At 70.2% G+C, this 22,955-nt stretch carries 20 protein-coding genes; 12 read left to right on the plus strand and 8 right to left on the minus strand.

Annotation, left to right across the window (positions count from 1 at the left end):
- Window position 1 precedes the first annotated feature (1 nt).
- Together ACWDUD_RS11070 and ACWDUD_RS11075 are read left to right on the plus strand one after the other, a co-directional pair.
- A complete protein-coding gene (locus ACWDUD_RS11070) occupies window positions 2-1,309 on the plus strand; it encodes an ATP-binding protein (protein ID WP_197250860.1) in 1,308 nt (435 codons plus the stop codon).
- Window positions 1,306-1,974, plus strand: a complete 669-nt coding sequence (locus ACWDUD_RS11075) for a response regulator (protein ID WP_197250859.1) — start codon at window positions 1,306-1,308, stop codon at window positions 1,972-1,974. The genes ACWDUD_RS11070 and ACWDUD_RS11075 overlap by 4 nt, the downstream gene beginning before the upstream one ends.
- Window positions 1,975-1,981: 7 nt before the next feature.
- Here the strand turns inward: ACWDUD_RS11075 and ACWDUD_RS11080 are convergent, their stop codons facing one another.
- Window positions 1,982-3,172, minus strand: coding sequence for a serine/threonine-protein kinase (locus tag ACWDUD_RS11080; protein ID WP_248675425.1), 1,191 nt, complete (start codon window positions 3,170-3,172; stop codon window positions 1,982-1,984).
- 172 nt (window positions 3,173-3,344) lie between these two features.
- On the opposite strand from ACWDUD_RS11080, the gene ACWDUD_RS11085 reads away from it, so the two are divergent.
- The 8 genes from ACWDUD_RS11085 to ACWDUD_RS11120 all read left to right on the plus strand — a co-directional run bounded on the left by ACWDUD_RS11085 (window position 3,345) and on the right by ACWDUD_RS11120 (window position 11,392).
- Window positions 3,345-4,091 (plus strand): hypothetical protein, encoded by a 747-nt coding sequence (locus ACWDUD_RS11085; protein WP_450109330.1) that lies wholly within the window; start codon window positions 3,345-3,347, stop codon window positions 4,089-4,091.
- On the plus strand, window positions 4,040-5,656 hold the full coding sequence (locus ACWDUD_RS11090) for a DNA polymerase Y family protein (RefSeq protein WP_450109331.1): 1,617 nt from the start codon (window positions 4,040-4,042) through the stop codon (window positions 5,654-5,656). The genes ACWDUD_RS11085 and ACWDUD_RS11090 overlap by 52 nt, the downstream gene beginning before the upstream one ends.
- A gap of 9 nt (window positions 5,657-5,665) precedes the next feature.
- Window positions 5,666-6,430 (plus strand): alpha/beta fold hydrolase, encoded by a 765-nt coding sequence (locus tag ACWDUD_RS11095; RefSeq protein WP_450109332.1) that lies wholly within the window; start codon window positions 5,666-5,668, stop codon window positions 6,428-6,430.
- 2 nt (window positions 6,431-6,432) lie between these two features.
- On the plus strand, window positions 6,433-7,347 hold the full coding sequence (locus ACWDUD_RS11100) for an exodeoxyribonuclease III (RefSeq protein ID WP_450109333.1): 915 nt from the start codon (window positions 6,433-6,435) through the stop codon (window positions 7,345-7,347).
- Between the two features lie 84 nt (window positions 7,348-7,431).
- Complete coding sequence (locus tag ACWDUD_RS11105; protein ID WP_450109334.1) at window positions 7,432-8,151, plus strand: alpha/beta fold hydrolase; 720 nt, start codon at window positions 7,432-7,434, stop codon at window positions 8,149-8,151.
- A 120-nt stretch (window positions 8,152-8,271) separates the two neighbouring features.
- Window positions 8,272-8,802 carry a hypothetical protein gene (locus tag ACWDUD_RS11110; protein ID WP_450109335.1) on the plus strand — a complete coding sequence of 177 codons (531 nt, stop codon included), beginning with the start codon at window positions 8,272-8,274 and terminating at the stop codon, window positions 8,800-8,802.
- 68 nt (window positions 8,803-8,870) lie between these two features.
- Window positions 8,871-9,761, plus strand: coding sequence for a sucrase ferredoxin (locus ACWDUD_RS11115; RefSeq protein WP_450109336.1), 891 nt, complete (start codon window positions 8,871-8,873; stop codon window positions 9,759-9,761).
- 122 nt (window positions 9,762-9,883) lie between these two features.
- A complete protein-coding gene (locus ACWDUD_RS11120) occupies window positions 9,884-11,392 on the plus strand; it encodes an FUSC family protein (RefSeq protein ID WP_450109365.1) in 1,509 nt (502 codons plus the stop codon).
- 10 nt (window positions 11,393-11,402) lie between these two features.
- Here ACWDUD_RS11120 and ACWDUD_RS11125 read toward each other — a convergent pair whose 3' ends face one another.
- On the minus strand, window positions 11,403-12,650 hold the full coding sequence (locus ACWDUD_RS11125) for a low temperature requirement protein A (RefSeq protein WP_450109337.1): 1,248 nt from the start codon (window positions 12,648-12,650) through the stop codon (window positions 11,403-11,405).
- A gap of 67 nt (window positions 12,651-12,717) precedes the next feature.
- The gene (locus ACWDUD_RS11130) at window positions 12,718-14,841 is read right to left on the minus strand and encodes an MMPL family transporter (protein ID WP_450109338.1); all 2,124 of its coding nucleotides are present in this window, start codon (window positions 14,839-14,841) and stop codon (window positions 12,718-12,720) included.
- Window positions 14,842-15,133: 292 nt separating this feature from the next.
- Here ACWDUD_RS11130 and ACWDUD_RS11135 point away from each other — a divergent pair, with 292 nt between their 5' ends.
- Window positions 15,134-16,054, plus strand: a complete 921-nt coding sequence (locus tag ACWDUD_RS11135; RefSeq protein WP_197252666.1) for a D-isomer specific 2-hydroxyacid dehydrogenase family protein — start codon at window positions 15,134-15,136, stop codon at window positions 16,052-16,054.
- 10 nt (window positions 16,055-16,064) lie between these two features.
- On the opposite strand, the gene ACWDUD_RS11140 is transcribed toward ACWDUD_RS11135, so the two are convergent.
- The 3 genes from ACWDUD_RS11140 to helR form a co-directional block, all read right to left on the minus strand.
- Window positions 16,065-17,576 carry a DUF222 domain-containing protein gene (locus tag ACWDUD_RS11140; protein WP_450109339.1) on the minus strand — a complete coding sequence of 504 codons (1,512 nt, stop codon included), beginning with the start codon at window positions 17,574-17,576 and terminating at the stop codon, window positions 16,065-16,067.
- A 36-nt stretch (window positions 17,577-17,612) separates the two neighbouring features.
- Window positions 17,613-17,912 carry a DUF6191 domain-containing protein gene (locus tag ACWDUD_RS11145; protein WP_197252664.1) on the minus strand — a complete coding sequence of 100 codons (300 nt, stop codon included), beginning with the start codon at window positions 17,910-17,912 and terminating at the stop codon, window positions 17,613-17,615.
- Between the two features lie 61 nt (window positions 17,913-17,973).
- Entirely contained in the window at window positions 17,974-20,193 is a 2,220-nt protein-coding gene (gene helR, locus ACWDUD_RS11150) for an RNA polymerase recycling motor ATPase HelR (RefSeq protein WP_450109340.1), read from the minus strand.
- A 184-nt stretch (window positions 20,194-20,377) separates the two neighbouring features.
- On the opposite strand from helR, the gene ACWDUD_RS11155 reads away from it, so the two are divergent.
- On the plus strand, window positions 20,378-21,001 hold the full coding sequence (locus ACWDUD_RS11155) for a class I SAM-dependent methyltransferase (RefSeq protein ID WP_450109341.1): 624 nt from the start codon (window positions 20,378-20,380) through the stop codon (window positions 20,999-21,001).
- An 11-nt stretch (window positions 21,002-21,012) separates the two neighbouring features.
- On the opposite strand, the gene ACWDUD_RS11160 is transcribed toward ACWDUD_RS11155, so the two are convergent.
- Together ACWDUD_RS11160 and ACWDUD_RS11165 are read right to left on the minus strand one after the other, a co-directional pair.
- A complete protein-coding gene (locus tag ACWDUD_RS11160; RefSeq protein ID WP_450109342.1) occupies window positions 21,013-21,981 on the minus strand; it encodes a TIGR00341 family protein in 969 nt (322 codons plus the stop codon).
- Window positions 21,982-22,893, minus strand: coding sequence for a hypothetical protein (locus ACWDUD_RS11165; RefSeq protein WP_197252662.1), 912 nt, complete (start codon window positions 22,891-22,893; stop codon window positions 21,982-21,984).
- Between the last annotated feature and the right edge of the window lie 62 nt (window positions 22,894-22,955).

The raw sequence follows: 22,955 nt of genomic DNA on the forward strand, positions 1-22,955 counted from the left end.
GATGCCGGGGTGCCGAGCGCGTGCCAGTATCGAATATGTGCAACCGGTAGCCAACCTTCCCGTGCCCGTCCCCCGACTCGAACGCCGCGTCGCCGGCCGCGTCGTGGGCGGCGTGGCCGGTGGTCTCGCCGACCATCTCGGCGTGGACGTGATGAAAGTCCGGGTCGCGTTCGCGGTGCTCGCAGCGCTCGGGGTCGGCATCGTCGCGTACGGCCTGCTGTGGGCGTTCGTGCCGCAGGGTTCCGACACCGAGCCGCCGTCGCCCACCGAGCGTCGCCGCGCGCTGGGTCTGGCGGTCATCGGGCTGGCCCTGGGCGCCGGGCTGTCGTGGCTGCTGAACGGGGGCGCGGCGTCGGTGATCGCGCCGATCGTCGTGGTCGCGGTGGGTGCCGCCCTGGTGTGGCGGGAGTTCGACGTCGACGGGCCGCGGTCGGTCCTCGGGCTGCCGGCCAAACCCACCGTCCTGACATGGGCGCGGGTTCTCGGCGGCCTGACCCTGATCGTCACCGGACTCGGCGTCGTGTTTCTCGCCCAGGTCGACGTCGCTGCATTGCGGTCGTCCCTGCTCGCGGTGGTGGTGACCCTCGTCGGCGCCGGGCTGCTGTCGGTGCCGCTGTGGGTTCGCATGTGGCGAGCGCTCGAGCAGGAACGCGCAGCCCGCGTCCGCAACGAGGAACGCGAGGAGATCGCCTCGCACCTGCACGATTCGGTGCTGCAGACCTTGGCGCTCATCCAGAAGCAGGCCGGTGACGCGCAGGAAGTGGTGCGGCTGGCCCGCAGCCAGGAACGGGAACTGCGGCGCTGGCTGTTCGGCGGCGGGGAGAGTCCCCGCACCAGCCTCGCCGAGGCACTGCGCACCATCGCCGGTGAGGTGGAGGATCAGCACGGGGTGTCCGTCACGCCGGTGATCGTCGGGGACGTCGCACCCGGCGACGACGACGACCTGACCGCCGAGTCGTTCACCGCGGTGCTGGGGGCGACCCGCGAAGCACTCGTCAACGCCGCCAAGCACGCCGGAGTGGACAGCGTCGATCTGTTCGCCGAGGCCGAGCCGAACGAGGTGAGCGTGTTCGTCCGCGACCGCGGGACGGGCTTCGACCCGGATCTGGTCCCGGAGGACAGGCAGGGGCTGGCCAAGTCGATCCGGGCGCGGATCGAGCGGCGCGGCGGCCGGGTAGTGGTGAAGTCGGAGCTCGGCAAGGGCACCGAGATCCGGATCCACATGCCCCGCGGCGGTGCGGTGCCGGGGACGGGCTCGCCCCTAGAGTGGCAGGAGGCCGAACCCCAACCCGAGGAGCACACGCAGTGACGTCGAACGGCGCCCCAACTTCACAGTCCTTCCGTGTCTTTCTGGTCGACGACCACGCCGTGTTCCGTTCCGGGGTGCGTACCGAGCTGGGGCGCGAGGCGGACATGGAGATCGTGGGTGAGGCCGGCGGTGTCGCCGAGGCGGTCGCCGGAATCGATGCGACCCGCCCCGATGTCGTGCTGCTCGACGTGCACATGCCCGACGGGGGAGGCGTCGCGGTGCTCAGCCGCATCGCACCCGGGCCCGTGTGCCTGGCGTTGAGCGTGTCCGACGCGGCCGAGGACGTGATCGCGGTGATCCGGGCCGGCGCCCGCGGATACGTCACCAAGACGATCTCGGGCACCGAACTGGCGGATGCGGTGCGGCGGGTGGCCGGCGGCGACGCGGTGTTCAGCCCGCGCCTGGCGGGATTCGTGCTGGATTCGTTCACCGGACGGTCCAACGTCCCGGAGCCGCCGCTGGACCCTGAACTCGACTCGCTGACCCCGCGCGAGCTCGAGGTGCTGCGGCTGCTCGCGCGCGGTTACACCTATCGGGAGATCGCCGAGGAACTGGTGATCTCGGTCAAGACCGTCGAGACCCACGCGTCGAACGTGCTGCGCAAGACCCAGCAGTCGAACCGGAACGCGCTGACCCGCTGGGCGCACCATCGCCGGATCGACTGAAAGCTGTTCAGCCCACCGCCACGGCGATGATCACCGCGACCACGAGTGCGAACACGATCAGCGCTACCATCGCCGCCATCGCCAGCGGCGCGTATGCGACGAGCCGTTCCTTCGGGTCCTGCGGCACAGGCTCTTTCGGGAGCAGCCGGTCCCACAGTTCGGCGGGCCGGGGAATCCCACGCGAGGGCCCGCGCGAAGGTGACACCGGCGGAGGGGCCGGCCGGTCCACGAACGAGCTGCGGGACCGGGTTCCGGCGATCGGTGTGGACCGCTGGGCCCACACGGGAATCGAGCCGTCCTCGGCCAGGATCGGACGTCCGCGCAGCAGTGCGGGATTCGTGCCCGGACCGAGGACGACGGCGGCGAGCCGGTCGCGGGCCTGCGCCATCGTCGGACGGCGGGCGGGGTCGGGTTCGAGCATGGAGAGCAGGACGTCGGTGAGGGGGCCGGTCCGGGTCGGCGGGATGATCTCGGCGCGGGCGACGCGGTGCAGCAATGCGATCGAGTCGGCTTCGAAACCGAACGGGGGCTGGCCCTCGAGGATCGTGTAGAGGGTCGCGCCGAGGGAGAACACGTCGCTGGCTTCGGTGGGATCGTTGCCGCGCGCCACCTCGGGCGCGAAGTAGGCGGGGGTACCGGCGATCACACCGGACTGATCGGAGTCGCCGCTCGCCAGGGCGATGCCGAAGTCGCTGATCTTCACGATGCCGAGTTCGTGGCCGCGTTCGGCGACGAGGATGTTGCCGGGTTTGATGTCGCGGTGGATGATGCCCGCCGCGTGTGCAGCGGCCAGGGCGTCGGCCACGTCCGCCCCGATCTGCGCGACCTCGTACGGGGGCAGGGTCTCGACGGTGTTCAGCACCTGGGCGATGCTGCGGGAGGGCAGGTATTCCATGACCAGCCACGGTTCGCCGGCGTCGAGGGCCACGTCGTACATCCCGATGGCGTGCTCGTGCGCGAGCTGCGCGGCGATCCGCCCCTCGCGCAGTGTGCGGCGGCGTACCTCGTCGGCGGCCTCCGGCTGCAGGTCCACGGTGGAGACGACCTGTTTGACGGCGACATCGCGCCCGAGGCGCGTGTCGTGGGCGAGCCACACGGCGCCCATCCCGCCGCCGCCGAGCTTGGAATCGAGCCGGTAGCGACCGGCCACCAGGTGGTCCGGGCCGACAACCCTACCTACTCGTTCCTGTTTCGACACCTTCACGAGAGTAGTGGATGCGAGGGGTCTTTCTGCGCTTGACGGGCCGCCCCAAGATCATGTGTACTGGAAAGGTTCGAAAGTATGTTCGATAGTTGGTGACTGAACCACGTCTTCCCCGTGGTGTCGGTGGGCCGTGTTCCCGCGGCCGGCAGATGACGAAGGGGTGCATGTGGGTGAGCTCGCCGAGTTTCCGCTCGACGGTGTGGAAAGACCGTCCCGGCAGGAGCGGATCCAGTCGCTGCGCCGGCGGATGGCCGCGATACCCGCGCGCGGGGAGGTGGAACGGGCCGCCCCCGCCGACGTACCCGCCGACCGGTTGCTCCCGGTCCCGGAACCGCTCGCCGATGTGCTGCCCCAGGGTGGTCTGGTCCGTGGCTCCGTCGTATCCGTCTCCGGGGCTACGTCGTTGCTGATCGGTGTTCTCGCCTCGGTGACCGCTGCGGGAGGGCACGCCGCCGTGATCGGTCACCGCCGGCTGAGTCTGCTCGCCGCCGCGGAAATGGGAGCGCAGTTGCAGCGGGTGGCGGTGATTCCCGATCCCGGACCCGATCCGGTGGAGATCGCGGCCGTCCTGCTCGACGGCATGGACCTGGTGATCCTCGGTCTCGGCGGAATCGCGGTGCCGCCGTCGCGAACCCGGGCCGTGACCGCCCGCGCCCGCAGCAAGGGGGCGGTGCTGGTCGTCGTCGACGGCCGGTGGGAGGGGGCGCAGGTTCGGCTCGACGCGCAGGTCAGCGGCTACGAGGGACTCGGGGCGGGACGCGGCCGGTTGCGCGGCACCCGGCTGTCGGTGCGGGCCCAGGGCCGGGCCTTCCCGGCGCGGACCACCCGGATGGACGTATGTGCCACCCGCACCCGGACCGAATGGAAGCACGCGGACCGCGTCGATTCGCCGCGCCGACCGGTCGCGCTGTGAGCGCCCGCGAACCGGCGCGGGTGCTGGCCCTGTGGTGCCCGGACTGGCCCGCCGTCGCTGCGACCGCCGCGGCGGACCTGCCCGCGTCGGAACCGGTCGCGGTGGTCGCGGCGAACCGGGTGCTCGCGTGCTCGGCGACCGCCCGCGCCGCCGGGGTACGTCGCGGTCTGCGGCGTCGCGAGGCGCAGGCGAGATGCCCGGAACTGCATGTGCTGCAGGCTGATCCGAATCGTGATGCGCGGCTGTTCGAACCGGTGGTGGAGGCGGTCGACGCGACCGCCCCCGGTGTCGAGGTGCTCCGCCCCGGCCTGGTGGTGCTCGCCGCCCGCGGTGTCGTCCGCTGGTTCGGTTCGGAGGAGGCCGCCGCGGAACGATTGGTCGACGAGGTCGCCGCTCTCGGCGTCGAATGCCAGGTGGGGATCGCCGACGAACTGTCCACCGCGGTGCTCGCGGCGCGCCGCGGAACGCTGGTGCCTCCGGGGAAGGGAGCGGAATTCCTTGCGCCGCTGCCGATTTCCGATCTGGCTGTCGAGCCGTCCCTGGTGGCGCCGGAACGTGAGGAACTGGTCGATCTGTTGCGTCGCCTCGGATTGCGCACGATCGGGGCCTTCGCCGCGCTGTCGGCCGGGGACGTCGCCTCGCGTTTCGGGACCGACGCGGTCAGGGCGCACCGCACCGCATGCGGACACCCGGAGCGGCCCCCGTCCGGTCGGACGCCGCCCCCGGACCTGACCGTCGAGCAGCGCTGCGACCCGCCGCTCGAACGGGTGGACGCGGCCGCGTTCGCCGGCCGTGCCCTCGCCGAACTGCTGCACGTGCGGCTCGCGGCGGCAGGGGTCGCGTGCACCCGGTTGCTGGTGGCGGCACGCACCGAGGGCGGCGAGGAACTGGCCCGTACCTGGCGCTGCGCCGAACCGCTGACCCCCGACGGCACCGCCGACCGGGTGCGCTGGCAACTCGACGGCTGGCTCACCGGACGCAGCCGAGACCGGCCGACTGCCGGCATCGAGGTGCTGCGGCTCGAACCGGTGGAGGTGGTATCGGCCGGTGCCCTGCAACCGGGACTGTGGGGCGGCGTCGGCGACGAGGACGAACGAGCCCGCCGCGCGCTGGTGCGGGTGCAGGGCCTGCTCGGCGGTGAGGCCGTCCTCGTGGGGGTGCTCAGCGGCGGCCGGGGCCCGGCCGAACGCATCACCCTGGTGCCGGTCGGGGACGAGCGGGTCCCCGCGTCGGACCCGGAGGCGCCGTGGCCGGGTCGGCTCCCGCCACCCGCTCCGGCCATGGTGCTGACCGTTCCGCCGTCGATCGCGCTGCTCGACGACGCGGGCGCGGAGGTCGCGGTGACCGAGCGCGGGTTGCTGAGCGCGGCACCTGCACATCTGCGGTGGGGAAGCCGCGGATGGCAGGTGGTGGGCTGGGCCGGACCCTGGCCGGTCGACGAGTACTGGTGGGATCCGGCCGAGGCCCGGGCGGTGGCGCGGCTGCAGGTGCTGCTCGACGGGTCGCGGGCGCTGCTGGTGATCCACACCTCGGACGGCTGGAAAGTGGAGGGGGTCTACGACTGAGTAGGCTCGATGTCCGTGGAAACCGTGTTGACAGCCGAGCCGAACGGTGTGGCGATCGCCTACCGCGACTCGGCGCCGAGCGCTCGCACCCACCCCGTTCCGGTGGTGCTGGTGCACGGCATGGGCGGTGACAGCCGCACCTGGGACCGATTCGCCCGCACTCTCGTCACCGCCGGACGCCGGGTCGTCGCGATCGACCTGCGCGGGCACGGACGCAGCGCCCGGGCCCGGTCGTACCTGTTCGGCGAGTTCGCCGCCGACATCACCGGTTTGTGCGACCACCTGAACCTCGACACCGTCGACCTGGTCGGTCATTCGCTCGGCGGCCGCACCGGGTCGCTGATCGCCCAGGATCGCCCGGACCTGGTGCGCCGTCTCGTACTCGAGGAATCACCGCTGCCGCTGCGCGCCGGCGATCCCGTCCCGAAGATCCCGTCCCGCCGTCCGACGGTCGCGGAACTGTGGCACGCCACGAGCAGTCTGGTGCGCAACCCGCGCGCGACCGTCGCGTTCGACCGGAGCATGACCGCCTCGGCCATCGAACAGTTCCGCACCCCGGATCCGCGGTGGTGGCAGAGGCTGCCGGACCTCGCCGCGCCGACCCTGTTCCTGCGGGGCGCGCGGCCCGGCAGCATGGTCGATCCGCACCTGCTCGCCGAGGCTGCCGCGGCACTGCCGAATTGCACCCTCCGCGACATCGCGTGCGGGCACAGCATCCACCGGGACCGTTTCCGCGAATTCGAAGCGGCCGTGCTGCCGTTTCTCATGGACTGACCGTGCGGATCGCGACCTTCAACATCAACGGCATCCGCGCGGCGCAGCGGCGCGGATTCGAGGACTGGCTGCGCGAACGCGACCCCGACGTGGTCGCGTTGCAGGAGGTCCGTGCCCCGGCCGCCGCGATTCCGCCCGGCGTCTTCGGCAAGTACCACTTCGCCTACGACGAGGGCACTCTCGCCGGCCGCAACGGCGTCGGCATCCTGACCGCGCAGCCACCGGCCGCGGTGCGTACCTGGAGCGGCACCGCGTTGCTGCGTGCGCCCGGCGAGGAACACCTCGATCGGGTCGATCTCGAACGGGTGCCGTTGGCGCGCGGGCTGGGGGAGTTCGCCGGCCAGGGCCGGTACATCGAGGTCGATCTGGCCGACGCCCCGCTCACCGTCGCGTCGCTGTATCTGCCGAAGGGTGGTCTCCCGGCGCACCTGCAGAAGCCGGGGCGGATGCGGGAGGCGCCGGACGGCGGCGCCCGATACGAGCGCAAGATGCGGTTTCTCGCCGCATTCGCGCGGCAGCTGACGCGGTCGCGCCGCGCGGCGAAGGCGCAGGGCCGGGAACTGTTGCTGATGGGCGATCTCAACATCGCGCACACCCGGCACGACGTGCGGAACTGGCGGCGCAGCAATCAGGCCGAGGGGTTCCTTCCGGAGGAACGCGCATGGCTCGATTCGCTGCTCTCGCCCCGCACCCTCGTCGACGTCGTCCGCAGCCGGTATCCGGGCGTCGACGGCCCGTATTCGTGGTGGTCGTGGATGGGGGAGTCGTTCACCGACGACGTCGGGTGGCGGATCGACTACCACCTCGCGACTCCGGGTCTGGCGCGCACCGCGACCGTGGCGGGTACGGACCGGGAACCGTCGGCGGATCGCCGGATGAGCGATCACGCGCCGGTCGTCGTCGATTACGACATTTGACGCGAACCACCCATTTCCCGTCTGCCGAAGAACGTGGTATTCATCTTTTGGAACGGGATTCTGCCAGGGGGAAGCGGGTACGTGGTGGCGACATTTGTTCTGGTACACGGCGGTGGGCACGGCGGGTGGTGCTGGGGGCGCTTGGCGCCGCTGCTGCGCGCCGCGGGCCACGACGTCCACACCCCGACGCTGACCGGTCTCGGTGACCGTGCCCATCTGGTGCGTCCGGGTATCGATCTCGATCACCACATCTCCGATATCCTCGCGGTTCTCGAATTCGAGGGTTTGAGCGACGTCATCCTCGTCGGTCACAGCTACGGCGGCATGGTGATCACCGGAGTCGCGGACCGGGCGCCGGGACGGATCCGTCACCTCGTCTATCTCGACGCCGCGAGCCCCGCCGACGGGCAGTCCCTCACCGACATCGCCCCGGCCCTCATGGAATTCGCGCGCAGCACCATCCGTGAGGTCGACGGTGCCGAACTCGTGTTGTGGCCGGTACCCGAGATGGGGCGGCTGTACGGGGTCACCGACCCCGACGATCTCGAGTGGATGCAGAATCGGCTCACGCCGCATCCGCTCGAGACCTTCGTCCAACCGCTGCTGTTGATCAACGAGGCCGCGATGCGGAAGATCCCACGAACCGACGTCGTGTGCATCTCCGAGTTGAGCGCCATCGAGGGCGCGAAAGAGGGTAGATCTGATGGTGCGCAACGGGTCTGGGAGATCGAAACCGGGCACGACCTGATGATCACCGAGCCGAAGGCCGTCGCCGAGATGCTGCTGAAGGTCGCTGAACTCTGAGCGAGTCGCCCGCCGCCCGCAGCCGCCGATGAGGCGGACAGTCGCGCGCTGCCGGTCGTCGGCGGCTGTCATCCGAGCGCGCGGATTTCGACGAGCTGGGTGGTCGGTAGCATCGTGCGCATGGCTCTCACCGCATCGGATCGTCGGCTCCTCGGCTCGGCCGCGGTGTTCGTGGTCTCCCAGGCCAACGTTGCCCGCGTCCTCGGGTCCACGGCCCCGACCGTGGGCGCGATCCAGACCACCTTCTCGGCGGACAAGTACCGGAAGATCCTCGACAATCTCCAGCCTGAGGACCTACAGCGCTACCGGCAGCACTACTACTGGGACATGGTGCATCCCTTGACCTTTGCGGTCGCATTGCGGGCCGGAGTGCGGTCGCTGGCCGAGCATCATCCGGTGTCGCCGGGCACCCGCCGTACCCTCGCCGTGGCGTCGGTGGCCGCGGCGGCGAGCGACTACGTCGAGAACATCGCCGGGCTGTATCTGCTCGACCACCGCGACCGCATCGACGACACCACGGTTCGTGCCGTATCGACGATCAGCGTCACCAAGTGGACGCTGGCGTTCGGCTGCTTCGCCTATCTGTCCCAAGGATTCCTGCGCGTGTGGACCCGCGCCGGGTTGCGACGTCTGCGCGGTGAGAAGGGCTGAGAAGTTCGTCCGGCAACTCACCGAGGGCCGACGCTGCCACGGATGACCGCACCGGCGACAATAGCCGGGTGACCATCGCCGCCCCGATCTGCTCCGCGCCGTCCGTCCCCGAGGAGCCGCTGCCCGGCACCGCCGCCACGGCAGCGGGATATGTGTGCCTCGAGGTTCCCTCCGGGTGGGGTCGCGACGTGCTCGACGGCACCGCCCTCGGAACCGAGCTCGCCACCGAGCTGTCCGCCCGCGCCGACGCGGCGGGGGTACGCATCCAGTTCATCCGCCGTCCCGGCCGCGACGTGGAGCGCCCGACCCGCACCGTGCTGATCGCCCGCACCGAACCCGGCAATACGTGGTGCGAACGCCTCGAGGTCACCGAACCGGCCGAGCTGCTCGACATCGTGCCCCGGGTCGTCACCGGACCGGCGCCTCTTCTCGGCGCCGCGGTGACCGACCCGATCGTGCTGGTGTGCGCGCACGGCAAACGCGACCAGTGCTGCGCGGTGCAGGGCCGCCCGATCGCGGCCGCCCTCGCGCAACAGTTCGGCGACACCGTGTGGGAGTGCTCGCACACGGGTGGGCACCGCTTCGCACCGTCGATGATCCTGCTGCCCACCGGCTACACCTACGGTCGGCTCGACGCCGCGCACAGCGCCGACGCGGTGCGTGCCGCGGCCGCCGGTGAGGTGTACCTGCCGGGGCTGCGGGGACGCAGCACGTGGGCCGCGGCCGGGCAGGTCGCGGAGATCGCGGTGCGCGAACTCGACGCCGCTGCCGGTATCGCCGCTGCCGGTATCGATGCCCTCACCGTCGACGAAGCACCCTCACCGATCGTGCGTCACCGCGACGGCCGCGCCTGGCGCGTCGACGTCGAGCTGCACGAACTGCCGGCGCGACCGGCGAGCTGCGGTGCCGCGCCGAAGCCGGTGCGCCCGACCGTCGCGTCGAAGATCACCGCGCTGTAGCGGGTGAGATGCGCCTCACCCGAGGCTTCGGATTCGGGAGCGGGACCGCGATCCTCCTAATCTGAATGGTCGTGCCACGAGTAGACCTGCCGATTCCTGCCCCTGCTGCCCCGTGGCCGGCGATGGTGGGAGTACCGAGGCTGGGACGCAAGTGGCCCGGGGTCGCCCGCGCGGCCGTGACCGTCGCGGTGCCAGGACTTGCCGGTGTCCTCGCCGGTGCCGGACCGGTGTCCGCGATCGCGACGCTCGGCGCGTTCGCCGTCGTCTACGGCGAGACCCGTCCGTATCGGGTGCGGTGGCGGGCCGTGGGGATCGTCGGATGCGTGCTCGTCGCTCTGGCCGGTCTCGGAGCCGCCGTCGGGTCGGTGGTGCACAGCGCCGTCGCGGCCGGCGGATCCGCATGGTGGCCGATGCTCGTGGTGCTCACCATGACGGTGGTGGTGGCGTCGTGTGCGTTCGTCGTCGACGCCCTGCGGCTCGGTGCGCCCGGAGCGTTCCTGATGTTGTTGACCCTCGAGATCGCGTCGTCGCTGCCCGTGGCCGGGGTACCCGTGGCGACGATCGTGGGATGGACGGCGATCGGGGCGGTCGCCGCGCTGGCGGTCGCGATGTCGGGTGCGATCGTCCGGCCGCGCACCGCCGAGCGGACCGCGGTCGCCGCCGCGGTCGCCGCGGTCGAGGCCGTATGCGAGGAGAACTCGGCGGCGCACCGTCGCGCTGCGGTGCACGATCTGCACGCGGCGTGGCAGTGCCTGCACGACGCCGGGCTCGTCGGATCGGCGCATCCGCTGGTCCGGGCGCTGCAGAGCGCGCACGCCCGGTGCGCGACCGTGCTGCACGGCGTCGATCACCACGAAGCCGACCCCGAGGACGACCTCCGTCCGCAGGTTCCACTGCGCCGGCCGTCGGTCCGCTACCGGCTCGCGCGTGCGGCGCATCCGGGCGGTCGATCCGTGACGGTGGTGCTGCGGCTGCTCGTCGCCGGCCCTGTGGCCGGGGGAGTCGCGGTCGCGGCGGGACTGGGGCGGCCGGACTGGGCGGTCATCACCGCGGCGATGATCCTGCACCAGGGACCGGACCGCATCCTCGGCAGCTACCGTGCGGCGCATCGATTCGTGGGGACCGTGCTCGGGCTGGCGCTGCTCGCGGGACTGTCGCTGTTCGACGTGCGCGGGGCCGCGCTCGTGCTGGTCTGCGCCGCGATGATGGCCGGCATCGAGGCGTATCTGGTGCGCAACTACGGGCTCGCGATGGTGTTCATCACCCCGCTCGCGCTGATCCTCGGAGCACTCGGCACACCGGCGGATCTGGTCCTGGTCTCACGGGAACGTCTCGTCGAAACCGTCATCGGTGTGGTCGTCGCATTCGCCGTGATGTGGGGTGTGCTGCCGCGGGCGCACCGCCGGATCCTCGTCGACGCGGACGACCAGGTCGCCGGAACGATCGACCGGATCGTCGCAGCCGACGCCCGCGAGCTTGCCGAACTGCGCCGCGACCTCGAATTCGACCTGCACGCCTCGACCGCCGCGGCGATCACCGCTGCCCACACCGAGCCTGCCTGGACCGCGCGGAGATGGGCGGAACACCGTCGCCTGCACGAGCGCGGCTACCGGATCCTGGCCGGCCGCTGATCACCGCAGCTCAGGACGCGCGCAGACGGGCCAGTGCCGCCTCACGCCGCTTCCACAGCACGGTCTCGTCCGCCACGACGATCACCACCGGCGCTGCTGCCACGATCAGCAGGCAGACGGGGACCGGAACACCCAGCGCACCCGCCGTGACGGCCGCGCCGAGGACCACCAGCGCGGCGACGGTCGTCCCGGCGACTCCGAGGTCGACGCCGACGAGCCGGCTGTACAGGGCGGCAAGCGCCACCAGGTACACCGCGACGGGAATTGCGACGGTCGCGAGCACCGTCATCGTCGAGACGTGCGACTCGTGTTCGAGGTGATAGCCGGCCACGTGCAGTCCCGCGCCGACCGCGGCCAGCGCCGCGAACACGACGATGTGCCCGTATCCCCAACCGAACGAGCGCGACCTGTGATGGTGTAGCGCGTCGCCGAACGGGTACTGGAAGTACACCCACCACAGCCCGAACGTCAGCCCCACCCCGGCCAGACCTGTGACGGCGGCCGTGACGTCCCATCCCTGCAGGTCGACGACCGCCCCGAGCGACGCGACGGTTCCGACGATCACCTCACCGAGCGCGATGATCGTGAGCAGGCTGTACCGCTCCGCGATGTGGTGCGGATGCCACGGTGTCCGTGCGGTGCGCTCACCGAGAACCGGCCCGAGCAACTCGAGCACGATCAGCGGAACGGTCAGCAGGAACGTCTCCCACACCGGGACGTCGACGAAGATCAGAGTGATCCAGCCGAGCTGCGCGATCGACACGAACCCCGCATAGGTCAGCGCCGTGCGGCGCAGCGTCTCGTTCTGCTTCGCCACGCGCAGCCACTGACCCACCAGTCCGACGCGCATCACGACGTACCCCAACACCACGATCCGGTTGTCCAGATAGTCGCCCTCGTCGATCGACGCGAACATCGCCGGCAAGCCCAACGCCAGGATGAGCACGCCGAGCATCTGCAGCATCGTCGCGATGCGATACAACCAGTCGTCCGTGTCGAACGCGGAGGCGAACCAGGCGAAGTTCACCCACGCCCAGCACACCGCCCACATCGCGAAGCCGAACGCGGCGATTCCCGAAGCCATATGGCCCTCGGCGATCAGGTGGGCAGCCTGATTCCCGGCGACACCGAACGCGATGACGAACGTCAGGTCGAGCAGCAACTCGAGCGGGCTGGCGACGCGGAACGACTCGCCGGGATCACGACCACCCATCCGCCGGATGCCGTGCGGGGAACGGGGAGAGGGCGGCGTGTCCAAGAGATCTCCCGGGTGAGGGGGAAGGGGCGTGCCGATGATAAGCGTCGGCAACGCTCCCTTCGCCGGATCAGTGCCCGATGCCGACCTTCTCGTGCACCCGCTTCATCCACGCCGGCGCCCACCAGTTGGCGTCGCCCATCAGCTTCACGAGCGACGGCACCAGCAGCATCCGCACCACCGTCGCGTCGATGATCAGCGCGAGGATCATGCCGACACCGAGGAACCGCATGATCGACAGCCCGGAGATGGTGAACGCCCCGGTGACCACGATCAGCAGCAGTGCCGCCGCCGTCACGACGCGGCCGGTGCGTTCGGTTCCGAACTTCACCGCCTCCTCGGTGGTCGCCCCGGCGGCGCGGGCCTCGACCATCCGGGACATGAGGAACACCTCGTAGTCGGTGGACAGACCGAACACCACCGCCAGGATCAACACCACGAACGACGGTTCGAGCGGGCTCGCGGTCACCCCGAGCAGTTCCGCACCGTGACCGAGCTGGAACACCCAGGTCAGAACACCGAACGTTGCGGCCAGGCTCAACGCCGCCATCGCGACGGCCTTCAGCGGCAGCACCACCGACCCGAACGCCAGGAACAACAGCACCAGCGTCGAGACCACCATGATCGCGAGCATCACCGGCAGCCACCGCGAGATGGCGACGTTGCCGTCGTCGACCATCGCCCGGCCGCCACCGACGAGCAGTTCGGTGCCGGCCGGCGCATCGACCGCCCGCAACTCGTGGACGATGTCGCCGGCCCGGGCGGTGCCGTCGACACCCTGCGAATACAGGGCCTGCACCACCGTCACGTCGCCGTTCGAGGCGACCGTCAACGCCTGGGCGATGCCGTCCACCCGGGCCGCCGCGCGGGACACCTCGCCGACCGCGGTCGTGGACGGCGGGCCACCGTCGCTTCCTCGCACCAGGAGCGTGGCGCCGTTACCGGTAGACGGGAAGTCGTCGAGCAACGCCTGGGTCGCCACGCGCGCCGGGGCGTTCTCCGGAAGAGCCGTGTACTCGACCTCCCCGAACGAGGCGCGCAGCACCGGGAACGCCAGCACGAGCAGACCCGCGACGATCGCGACGGCGATGACCGCGGGCCTCCGCATCACCCCGACGACCACCGAACCCCAGAAACGCCGGGCCCGCGCCTCACCGCGATGAGCGGCGTTCTTGCTCCACGTCAGCGAGTTGATCCGTGGCCCGAGGATGGCGAGCAGCGCGGGGATCGCGGTCAGCGCGAGCACAGCCGCACTCAGGACCGCTGCGATCGCGCCGAGACCGAGGGATCGCAGCACCGCCTGCGGGAACACGAGCATCCCGGCGAACGCGCAGATCAGCAGCAGCCCGGAGAACATGACCGTTCGGCCCGCGGTGAGGACGGTGCGTCGGGTCGCCGCCGCCGTGTCGGCGCCGCCCTCGAGTTCCTCGCGGAATCGGCTGACGATGAACAGTCCGTAGTCGATGGCCAGGCCGAGACCGATCAGAGAGGTGACGTTCAGGGCGAACGAGCTCACATCGGTGACCATCGTGAGCAGGCGCAGCGTCGCGAGCGCGCTGAGCACGGCGAGGACACCCACGAACACCGGGACGGCGGCGGCGGTGAGGCCACCGAAGATGATCACCAGCAGGACGAGGGTGATCGGGATCGCGATCGCTTCGGCGCGCAGCAGGTCGTGCTCGAGCGTCGACGTGAAGGCCACGGCGACGACCGAGTTCCCCGCGAACTGCGACTCGACGCCGGGAACCTCGAGCTTCGGCAACAACGAATCGAACGTGGCGACGGAGACACCCGAGTCGGGGGACAGGGTGATCGACGCGGCGACGCTGCGACCGTCCTTGGACAGCAGGAGCTGGTTCGCCGGGGGCGCCGTGGACCAATAGGTGTTGATCGCGTGAGTGGGCACCTCCGCGGCGAACCGGTCCAGCACCGCGGTGACGTCCGGTTCGATGTCGTCGACGGTCCGGCCCTCGGGGGCCGTGTACATCGCGATGATGTCGGCGGTCTGCGGACCGAAGTTCTCCTCGACGATCTCCGCGACCTTGTAGGACTCGCTGTTCGGGTCGTAGAACCCGGCCGACGACAGATTTCCGAACACGCCGGTGCCCCACGCTCCGGCCACCACCACGATCAGGACGGCGAGTCCGAGAACCCACCATCGCCGGGCGACCACGGTCGTGGCCCAGCGGTTCATGCGCGCTCCATTCGGTCGAGGTGCCGACACCCCGGCCGGGCGTCGTGCCTCCGCGACTGTAGTAGGCCGCACGGATTCGCCGTCGTGGCGGTGGAACGCGGTCGAAACGACCGTGAAGTAGGGGACCGGCACGCCCGATCGCCTCTCGGCGAAAGGCGCAACGCGGCTCCAGCCGAACGGTATTCCACGAGGGCAAATTGTTTTGAGCCCGGGGGATACGTGACGTGCCGATCCGAACGGGGTCAACGCATCGGACCGCGCAGGTATTCCCGGCGGTCGATAGGGTGCGCGTATGCGCGTTCATCTCGGACCGGACCACGACGAACACCTCGCCGCCGCCATCGTCGAGGGCGGCGGCACACTCGTCCCGCTCCACGAGGCCGAGGCGCTGGTGTGGCACGGCGACGTCGACGGTTTCCCCGAGCTCCCGGCGGGGGTGCGCTGGGTGCAGCTCGCGTTCGCGGGCATCGAGCCGTTCTTCCGGGCCGGGATCATCGACCCCGACCGGATGTGGACCAACGCGTCCGGGGTGTACGCCGACAACGTCGCCGAATATGCCGTCGGGGCGCTGCTCGTCGGACTGCGGCAGTTCCACGGTTCGATCGCGGCCGCAGCCCGGCCGGTGCAGCGGTGGCAGAAGCCGGTGCTGGACCCGCAGGTGCGGATGCTGCACGGTTCGACCGTCGCGATCGTCGGATGCGGCGGTATCGGCCGCGCGATGATCCCGCGACTGCGTGCGCTCGGCGTCGACGTGGTCGCCGTGAACTATTCCGGTCGCCCCGTGGAGGGAGCATCGGTGACGTTTCCGGCGAGCCGCACCGCCGAGGTGTGGACGATGGCCGATCACTTCGTGGTCGCGGCACCGGCGACCGCGGACACCGACCGGCTCGTGAACGCCGAGGCGCTCGACGCGATGCCCGACACCGCGTGGCTCGTCAATGTCGCGCGCGGCAACCTCGTCGACTCCGACGCGCTCGTCGATGCGCTGCGTGGCGGGAAGATCGCCGGTGCCGTCCTCGACGTCACCGACCCCGAGCCACTGCCCGACGACCATCCGCTGTGGACGTTCGACAACGTCGTGATCACCCCGCACATCGCGAACACCCGCACCGGGCTGAACGCGACGCTCGCGCCGACGGTGCGTGAGAACGTCGCCCGGTTCATCGCGGGGGAGCAGCTGATCGCACTCGTCGATCCCGCGGCGGGCTACTGACGCTCCGGGGTTACGGACCGTCACCGTCACCCGTATCTCCGGTCGGCTCCCGCAGCCACCGACGCCGGTGCTCGCGCAGCTCGTCTTCGCGGCGGGCACGGTAGTGCGTCAACGCCGCCGACAACAGATCCCCGAGATGATGCCGGTGATTGACCCGAGGCTTCTGCTCCGGGTCGATGTGCGGCGGCGGGATCCACTCCGTGCGACCCGGGTGCTCGGAGTTGGCCGACGCGACGCGCGTTTGCCAGCCGCCGGGCCCGTCGTGCACCAGTGCGTGGCAGGCATCGCAGGCCAGGTCCTCGTTGCCGATGTCGGTGAGCCCGCCGTCCTTCCACTCTCTGATGTGATGCACCGCCGTGAGTGTCGCCGGTGCATCGCAGCCCGGGCGGGTGCAGCCGCCGGACGCGGCGATCAACGCCAGCCGCTGATCGGCCGAGGCGAGTCGTTTCGCGCGACCGAGATGCAACGGCCGGCCGTGGTGATCGAAAATCGCCAGCACCGGATGCGCGGTCTCGGCCATCCGCAGCGCGTCGCGGATCGGCACCAGCCCACCGGAGGCGGTGGTCACGATGCCGGTCGATTCCTCGAGTTGCCTGACGGTCATGGTCAGGATCGCGGTCACCGGCAATCCCCGGTGGCTGCCCAGCACACCCGACGACAACAACTGCCGCAGGGCGACTTTCAGTCCGTCGTGGTTGCGTTGCACCGCGGTGCGGGTGTCGCGGGCCGCGGCCTTGGCGAGGGCATCGCGGTCCAGGGTCTCGGATTCGACATCCCCGGAAGGTGATTCGGGGTCGTCCGGGTTGTTCATGCCGGGGCGGGCGAGTTTCGCCAGGACCGGTTCGAGCAGCGCCCGGGTCTCGGGATCGATCAGTCCGGAGATCGGGGTCATGAGATCGGTGCCCTGTTTGCCGATCCGCAGACCTCGACGACGTTTGCGTTCCTTCTCGTCCGGCACGTCCCCGTCCGGATTCAGGTAGGCGAGCAGATGCGCGCCGAGTTTCACGAGATCGTCGGGCGTGACCGAGCAGGCCGCGTCCGCGAGGATCTGCTCGGCGACGGTGATCTCGTCGAATCCGACAGTGCGCGGGACCTTCCGCATGGTCTTCGCGACGGCCGCGACATGGTCGGGTCCGATCGTCCCGTCCCGCACCGCGGCCGCGGTGGCGGGCAGGTCCGGCTCGAGGCCGCCGCCGTCGACGGCGTGCCACACCCCCACCTTCCTCGCGCCCTTGACGCGGCGCGCTGCGTCGGCGCCGGAGATCCGCAGCGTGCCGACCAGGAAGTCGTTGATCGAGCGGCACCCGAGGTCTTCCGGGACCCGCCGTTCGACGGCCTCGACGATCGCCCGATGGCCGACGGCAGTGGCCCTGCGCAGGACGGTTTCGAAGCGCTGGAGGAACTCGACCAGGTCGTCGTTCGACAGGCCGGTCAGGTCGTCCTCGAGCAGGCCGTCCACCGCGGCGTCGAGGGCGGCCAGCCGCGTCCCGACGACCTCCCCTTCGACGCTGTTCGAAAGCATGTTCGAACTATAGCGAGACCCACCGACATCTCGGGATCAGTCGTCCGGGCTGTGCAGTCGCACCGTTCCGCCGTCGAGGTCGACGCCCAGCGGATCGGCACCGGTGCCCTGGTTGTGCCGCGAGGTGCGCTGCCGCTGCTGTTCCTCGGCGACGTGGCGGTACGACGGTGACAACAGAGTCTGAATCTCGCCGAACGCTCCCATGACCGCCCCGCCGTTCACCGGCGGCTTGCGTTTGCGCCAGTAGATCCAGCCGCGACGCTCGGCGAACAGGGCGGCGCGGTCCAGAATCACGCCGGCCAGGACGACGATTGCGAGCCAGACAACTGCGGACATGCGGCCTCCGGATGCCGTTCTCCGTTCGGGGCGATCGGGGTATGAGATCGGAGAGTACCGCTCAGGGGCGCATACCCGCTGCGACGTCGTGCTCGGAGCCCGACGACGAAGAGATATCGACGAGACCGGACAGCGCCGGCGGCAGCGGCGTCCGGTGGAGGACGCCGAGCCGCTGTGTGGCGCGGGTGAGCGCGACGTACAGCTCGGCCGCGCCGCGCGGACCGTCGGCGAGAATCCGGTCCGGATCGACCACCAGCACGGTGTCGAACTCGAGGCCCTTCGTTTCGGCCGCCGCGACCGCACCGGGTACATCGGGCGGACCGATCACGACGCTGGTGCCCTCGCGTCCGGACTCGTCGCGGACGAATTCTTCGATCGCCGAGGCGATGTCGTCGTCGCCGACGTGCCGGGACCACGGGGCGACTCCACATGCGCGCACCGACTCCGGTGGCGTTGTGTCGGGCGAGAACTCGGCGAGCAACGCGGCTGCGACGGTCATGATCTCCGTGGGGGTGCGGTAGTTGACCGAGAGCGACCGGTACATCCAGCGGCCGGGCACGTACGGTTCGAGCATCACGTCCCAGGACGACGTTCCCGCCGGTGACCGGCGTTGTGCGAGATCGCCCACCACCGTGAACGATCGGCTGGGGCAGCGTCGCATCAGCACCCGCCAGTCCATTTCGGACAATTCCTGCGCCTCGTCGACCACGACGTGCCCGTATGTCCAATCCCGATCCGCGGCGGCACGTTCGGCGAGGTCTCGGGCGTCGCGTTCGACGAAGCGGTCCGCGAGCTCCTCGGCGTAGAGCAGGTCGGTGGCGAACAGGTGGTCCTCGTCGTCCATGTGATCCTCACGGTTCGTCATGAGGTCGAGAACCCCGGCAGCGTAGGCGGTTTCCCTCTTTCGCTCGGACTCGGCCGCGTCGACGGTGTCGACCGTGCCGAGGAGGTCGACGAGTTCGTCGAGCAGTGGCACGTCGGACACGGTCCACGCGTCGCCGTGCTCGCGCAGGAGCGCGTCGTCACCGCCGGCCGCCCGCAGCCGGGCGGGTGACGAGAACAGCTCCGACAACAGTGTTTCCGGTGTCAGAACCGGCCACAGGTCGTCGAGAACTCGGGTGAAGACATCGTTCTCGGCGAGTTCGCCGCGCAGGTCCTTGCGCAGGTTCTCCCACGCCGCGCGGTCGTCGCGGGACAGCCAGCCCCGGCCGATACGAGCGATCGCCCGTTCCGTCAGCGCCCATGTCACGACGTCGGTGAACACGGCCCGGGCCTGGTTGTGCGGAAGACCGCTCGCGCCGGCCTCGTCCCGTGCCCACCGAGCGATCTCGGCGTCGAGTCGCACGGTGACGTCCGTGAGTTCGACGAGCACCGGGTCCTGCGGCAGGCGCTGACGGTCCGCGATCGCGGCGGTCAGCACCTCCAGGATGGCCACCGAACCCTTCGATCGCGCGGCCTCGGCGGTGTCCTCGGCGGTGACGTGAAGGCCGGGCACGAGATCGCCGGTGGTCGCGAACACCACGTTCGTCTCGCCGAGCGACGGCAGGACGTGGGCGATGTGGTCCAGGAACGTCGGGTTCGGTCCGACGACGAGCACCCCGTGACGCTGCATCCGTTCGCGCTGCGTGTAGAGCAGGTATGCGACGCGATGCAGGGCGACGGCGGTCTTGCCGGTGCCGGGTCCGCCCTCGATGACCAGCACGCCCGGATGGTCGAGGCGGATGATCGCGTCCTGTTCGGCCTGGATGGTCGCGACGATGTCGCGCATGCCCTGCCCTCGCGGCGCGTTCACCGCCGCGAGCAGCGCGGCATCACCCCGGCCGCCGCGGTCACGACCGTCGGGGCGGCCGAGGACTTCGTCGGTGAACTCGACGACCTCGCGTCCACGGGTGTGGAACTGTCGGCGCCGCCGCATGCCTTCCGGGTGGGAGCCGGTCGCGACGTAGAACGGGCGTGCCGCCGGGGCGCGCCAGTCGAGCAGCAGTGGTTCGTATTCGTTCGTCCGGTCGAACATGCCGATCCGGCCGATGTAGGAGACTTCGCCGGTCGGCGTGTCGAGCCGGCCGAAGCACAGCCCGCCTTCCGCGACGTTCAGCCGCTGCACCTCCCGGGCCAGCGTGCGCACCTCGACCTCGCGATCCACGAGCGTCCCGCCGCTGCCCCGCAACGCGGCCGCATACCGCGCCTTCGCCTCCGCCCGCTCGGCATCGAGCCGCGCGTACAGGCCGGCTACACAACTGCGCTCGGACCGGAGCTCGTCCTCATACCCTCGGATCGACATGTGCGCCTCACTTCCCTCACCGCTGCGATCATGGGTTTCCGCTACGGCCAGCGATTGTGCGGCACGAGCGGGGCCTTGCCGCAAGACCCCGGGTGCGCTATACGTTGAAAGTGAGAGAGGCGCAGCGCCTCTCTTCTTCGTATTCGGGGGTTCGCGTCCGAGAGTCTTCCGGGACGGTCCGGTGATGGATCAGCCCGGATACGACGCGGTTGCCGACCTCTACGCCGATACCTTTCCCGCCACGTACACGACTCCCCTCGAGCGTGCGGTGGTCGCAGCGTTCGCCGAATCGGTGCGCGACGGTCCGGCCGACGGTCTCGTGGTCGACGTGGGCTGCGGCGTCGGCCACGTCACCGCCGATCTCTCGAGCAGGGGACTGGACGTCGTCGGCGTCGATCCGAGCCGGGAGATGCTCCGGATCGCGCGGGATCTGTACCCGGGCCTCCGTTTCGAACGGGACGACGCGCACCTCGCCTCCACCGATCTCGGCGGCCGCGGTATCGCGGCGATCATCGCCCGGTTCAGCCTGATCCACGTGCCACCCAGCGGAATTCTCGACGTGCTCGCCGGCTGGGCATCCAGGACCTCCCCCGGTGCGGTGGTCGCGGTCGCGGCACAATCCACCGACGAAGCGGGAGAGGTCGTCGAGTTCGATCACGCCGTCGCACCGGCCTGGCGGTGGCACCCGGACCGGCTCGCCGAGTCACTCGCCGCCGCCGGATTCGACGAGATGTGGCGGACGGTCAGCCGTCCCGACACCGGGTACCACCGGTTTCCCGAGGTGCATCTCGTTGCTCGTCGCCGCTGACGGGACCGCCACTACTCCGGCTCGACGCGAGACCCGACGGTGTGAACGACCTGGAGTTCGGGATCCCACGGGAAGAGCCCGTCGACGGCATCTTCCAACTCGCTCAACGGGGGTAGTTCGGCGGGACCGAGTACGGACACGGTGACGGTGTCGCCCTGCCACGCCACGTCCGTGACCTCGGCTCCGGGCGTCGAGCCGAGCCACTGCTGCGTCACGTTGGAAACCTGCCGCGCCCACAGCGACGCGAGGGAGTTGACGACCATCGGCACCGCGACGACGACCAGCGCGATCGTGAGGATCACGTACGCACGCCGTCGCCCGGTCCTGAGACTGTCCTCCGCGGAGTAACCGGCGGCGACGAGAACGACGGTCGCGGTGATGATCATCGCGATCACGTTGGAGGCGAAGAGGATGAACGCCCCTGCTGCCAGAGCCCCGGCTCCCGAGCCCAGGCAGACTCCGACGACGGCAAGTGGCGGAACGAGGGAGATCGCGATGGCGACGCCCGGCAGGACGTCGCCGACGTCGCGGCGTGTAATCGCGACCGCCCCGACGAGGCCGGTCGCGAGAGCGGCGGTCAGATCCATCAGGGTGGGGGAGGTACGCCCGAGAACCTGCGAGTTGCTCAGCACGGAAGCCGGATTCGCGAGTACCTGAGCGAATACGACGCCGAGCAGGACGACCAGCACGATGCCGGCGGCGATGTACAGCAGGCTGCGAACGATCAGGGATCCGCGCCCGACGGTGATGCCTAGGCCCACACCGAGTATCGGCGTGGACAGCGGTGCCACGATCATCGCGCCGATCACGGTTGCGGTCGAGTCGCTCACCACGCCCGCCACCGCGATCACGGCGGACAGTGTCAGCATCACCCAGAATGCCGAACGTTTCGCCCCGGCATCACCGACGGACAGGTCCAGGCGGTCTTCGAGTTCGCCGAGGTCACGACGTTGGCTCGAGGGAATCACCAGGTGCAGCATTCACGACCTCCCGTCGGAGCCATCGCTTTCGGTTCCTGCCGAGTCGTTCGCCCCGGGAGGACGGTCGGACGACCGCGAATCCGACGTGGCGGTGGGCACAGAGTACGCCGGAACGCGGTCCGTCATCGAAGCTTCGGCAATCACCGGTGCGGCCACGAGCACCACCGCGAAGACGAACAGCCAGCCGATCCCGCTGAACACGATTCCGAGTACGCCGAAGTGCGCATACGAGTCTGCGATCACCCGCGGCATCACGATGCGGCTCGCTGCATCGAGCCCGGTGAGCAACGTCGCCGTGATCATCCCGGTGATCCACAGGACCCGGCCGGAGACGAACCCCACCGTCAGCAGGTAGGGGCATCCCGCCCACACGCACGTCCACAGGCACCACTGGCCGACCAGGATCAGGATCGGAATCTCCGACAGCTGGATCAGCGCGACGAGCGGAATCGAGCCGGCCACGACGAACAGGACCGCGAACCACCGCCAGGCATCGGGCAACCCGAGGCTCGGTGTGTGCCATACCTTTCCGTACATGCGGCCGAGAGCGCGCGCGAACGACGTCCCGCCGATCACGACCATGATCACGCCCACCACCCCGAACGCGGCGGTCTGCGGGATCATCGGCAGGGCGTCGCCGGGGTAAAGGAGCGAGGTGTCGATGCGGTAGCGGTCCTGCACGGTGCGTCGCACCACGGTCGTGTCGGCGACGATCGACGCGGCCATGAGCACCGGCAGTACGGACGTGAACAGCTGAGCGGCCAGTGTCATCGCCCGGTCCACCAGCTCGATCTGTGCCAGTCCCACCAGGGTCCGCTCGACGACGCGACCGACGGGATTCGACGACAGGCGAGCCTCGAGAGCGAGGATCGCGGCGTTCTTCGGCCGAGGTTGCTCTGTGGGTCGAGCCATGCCGGAATCCTTCCGTCATCCCACGGGCCGAAGCCGAGGGCACGCCGCGCAGCGCGTCTTTC

It is taken from the genome of Rhodococcus sp. NPDC003382 (genome assembly GCF_053589135.1).

Excerpts from the sequence above, each read along its gene's own strand:
- ACWDUD_RS11155 (WP_450109341.1), top strand. The coding sequence starts at position 20,378 with ATGGATCAGCCCGGATACGACGCGGTTGCCGACCTCTACGCCGATACC.
- ACWDUD_RS11110 (WP_450109335.1), top strand. The coding sequence starts at position 8,272 with ATGGCTCTCACCGCATCGGATCGTCGGCTCCTCGGCTCGGCCGCGGTG.
- ACWDUD_RS11140 (WP_450109339.1), bottom strand. The coding sequence starts at position 17,576 with ATGCTTTCGAACAGCGTCGAAGGGGAGGTCGTCGGGACGCGGCTGGCC.
- ACWDUD_RS11135 (WP_197252666.1), top strand. The coding sequence starts at position 15,134 with ATGCGCGTTCATCTCGGACCGGACCACGACGAACACCTCGCCGCCGCC.
- helR (WP_450109340.1), bottom strand. The coding sequence starts at position 20,193 with ATGTCGATCCGAGGGTATGAGGACGAGCTCCGGTCCGAGCGCAGTTGT.
- ACWDUD_RS11145 (WP_197252664.1), bottom strand. The coding sequence starts at position 17,912 with ATGTCCGCAGTTGTCTGGCTCGCAATCGTCGTCCTGGCCGGCGTGATT.
- ACWDUD_RS11165 (WP_197252662.1), bottom strand. The coding sequence starts at position 22,893 with ATGGCTCGACCCACAGAGCAACCTCGGCCGAAGAACGCCGCGATCCTC.
- ACWDUD_RS11090 (WP_450109331.1), top strand. The coding sequence starts at position 4,040 with ATGGAAGCACGCGGACCGCGTCGATTCGCCGCGCCGACCGGTCGCGCT.
- ACWDUD_RS11160 (WP_450109342.1), bottom strand. The coding sequence starts at position 21,981 with ATGCTGCACCTGGTGATTCCCTCGAGCCAACGTCGTGACCTCGGCGAA.
- ACWDUD_RS11095 (WP_450109332.1), top strand. The coding sequence starts at position 5,666 with ATGTCCGTGGAAACCGTGTTGACAGCCGAGCCGAACGGTGTGGCGATC.
- ACWDUD_RS11120 (WP_450109365.1), top strand. The coding sequence starts at position 9,884 with ATGGTGGGAGTACCGAGGCTGGGACGCAAGTGGCCCGGGGTCGCCCGC.
- ACWDUD_RS11070 (WP_197250860.1), top strand. The coding sequence starts at position 2 with ATGCCGGGGTGCCGAGCGCGTGCCAGTATCGAATATGTGCAACCGGTA.
- ACWDUD_RS11130 (WP_450109338.1), bottom strand. The coding sequence starts at position 14,841 with ATGAACCGCTGGGCCACGACCGTGGTCGCCCGGCGATGGTGGGTTCTC.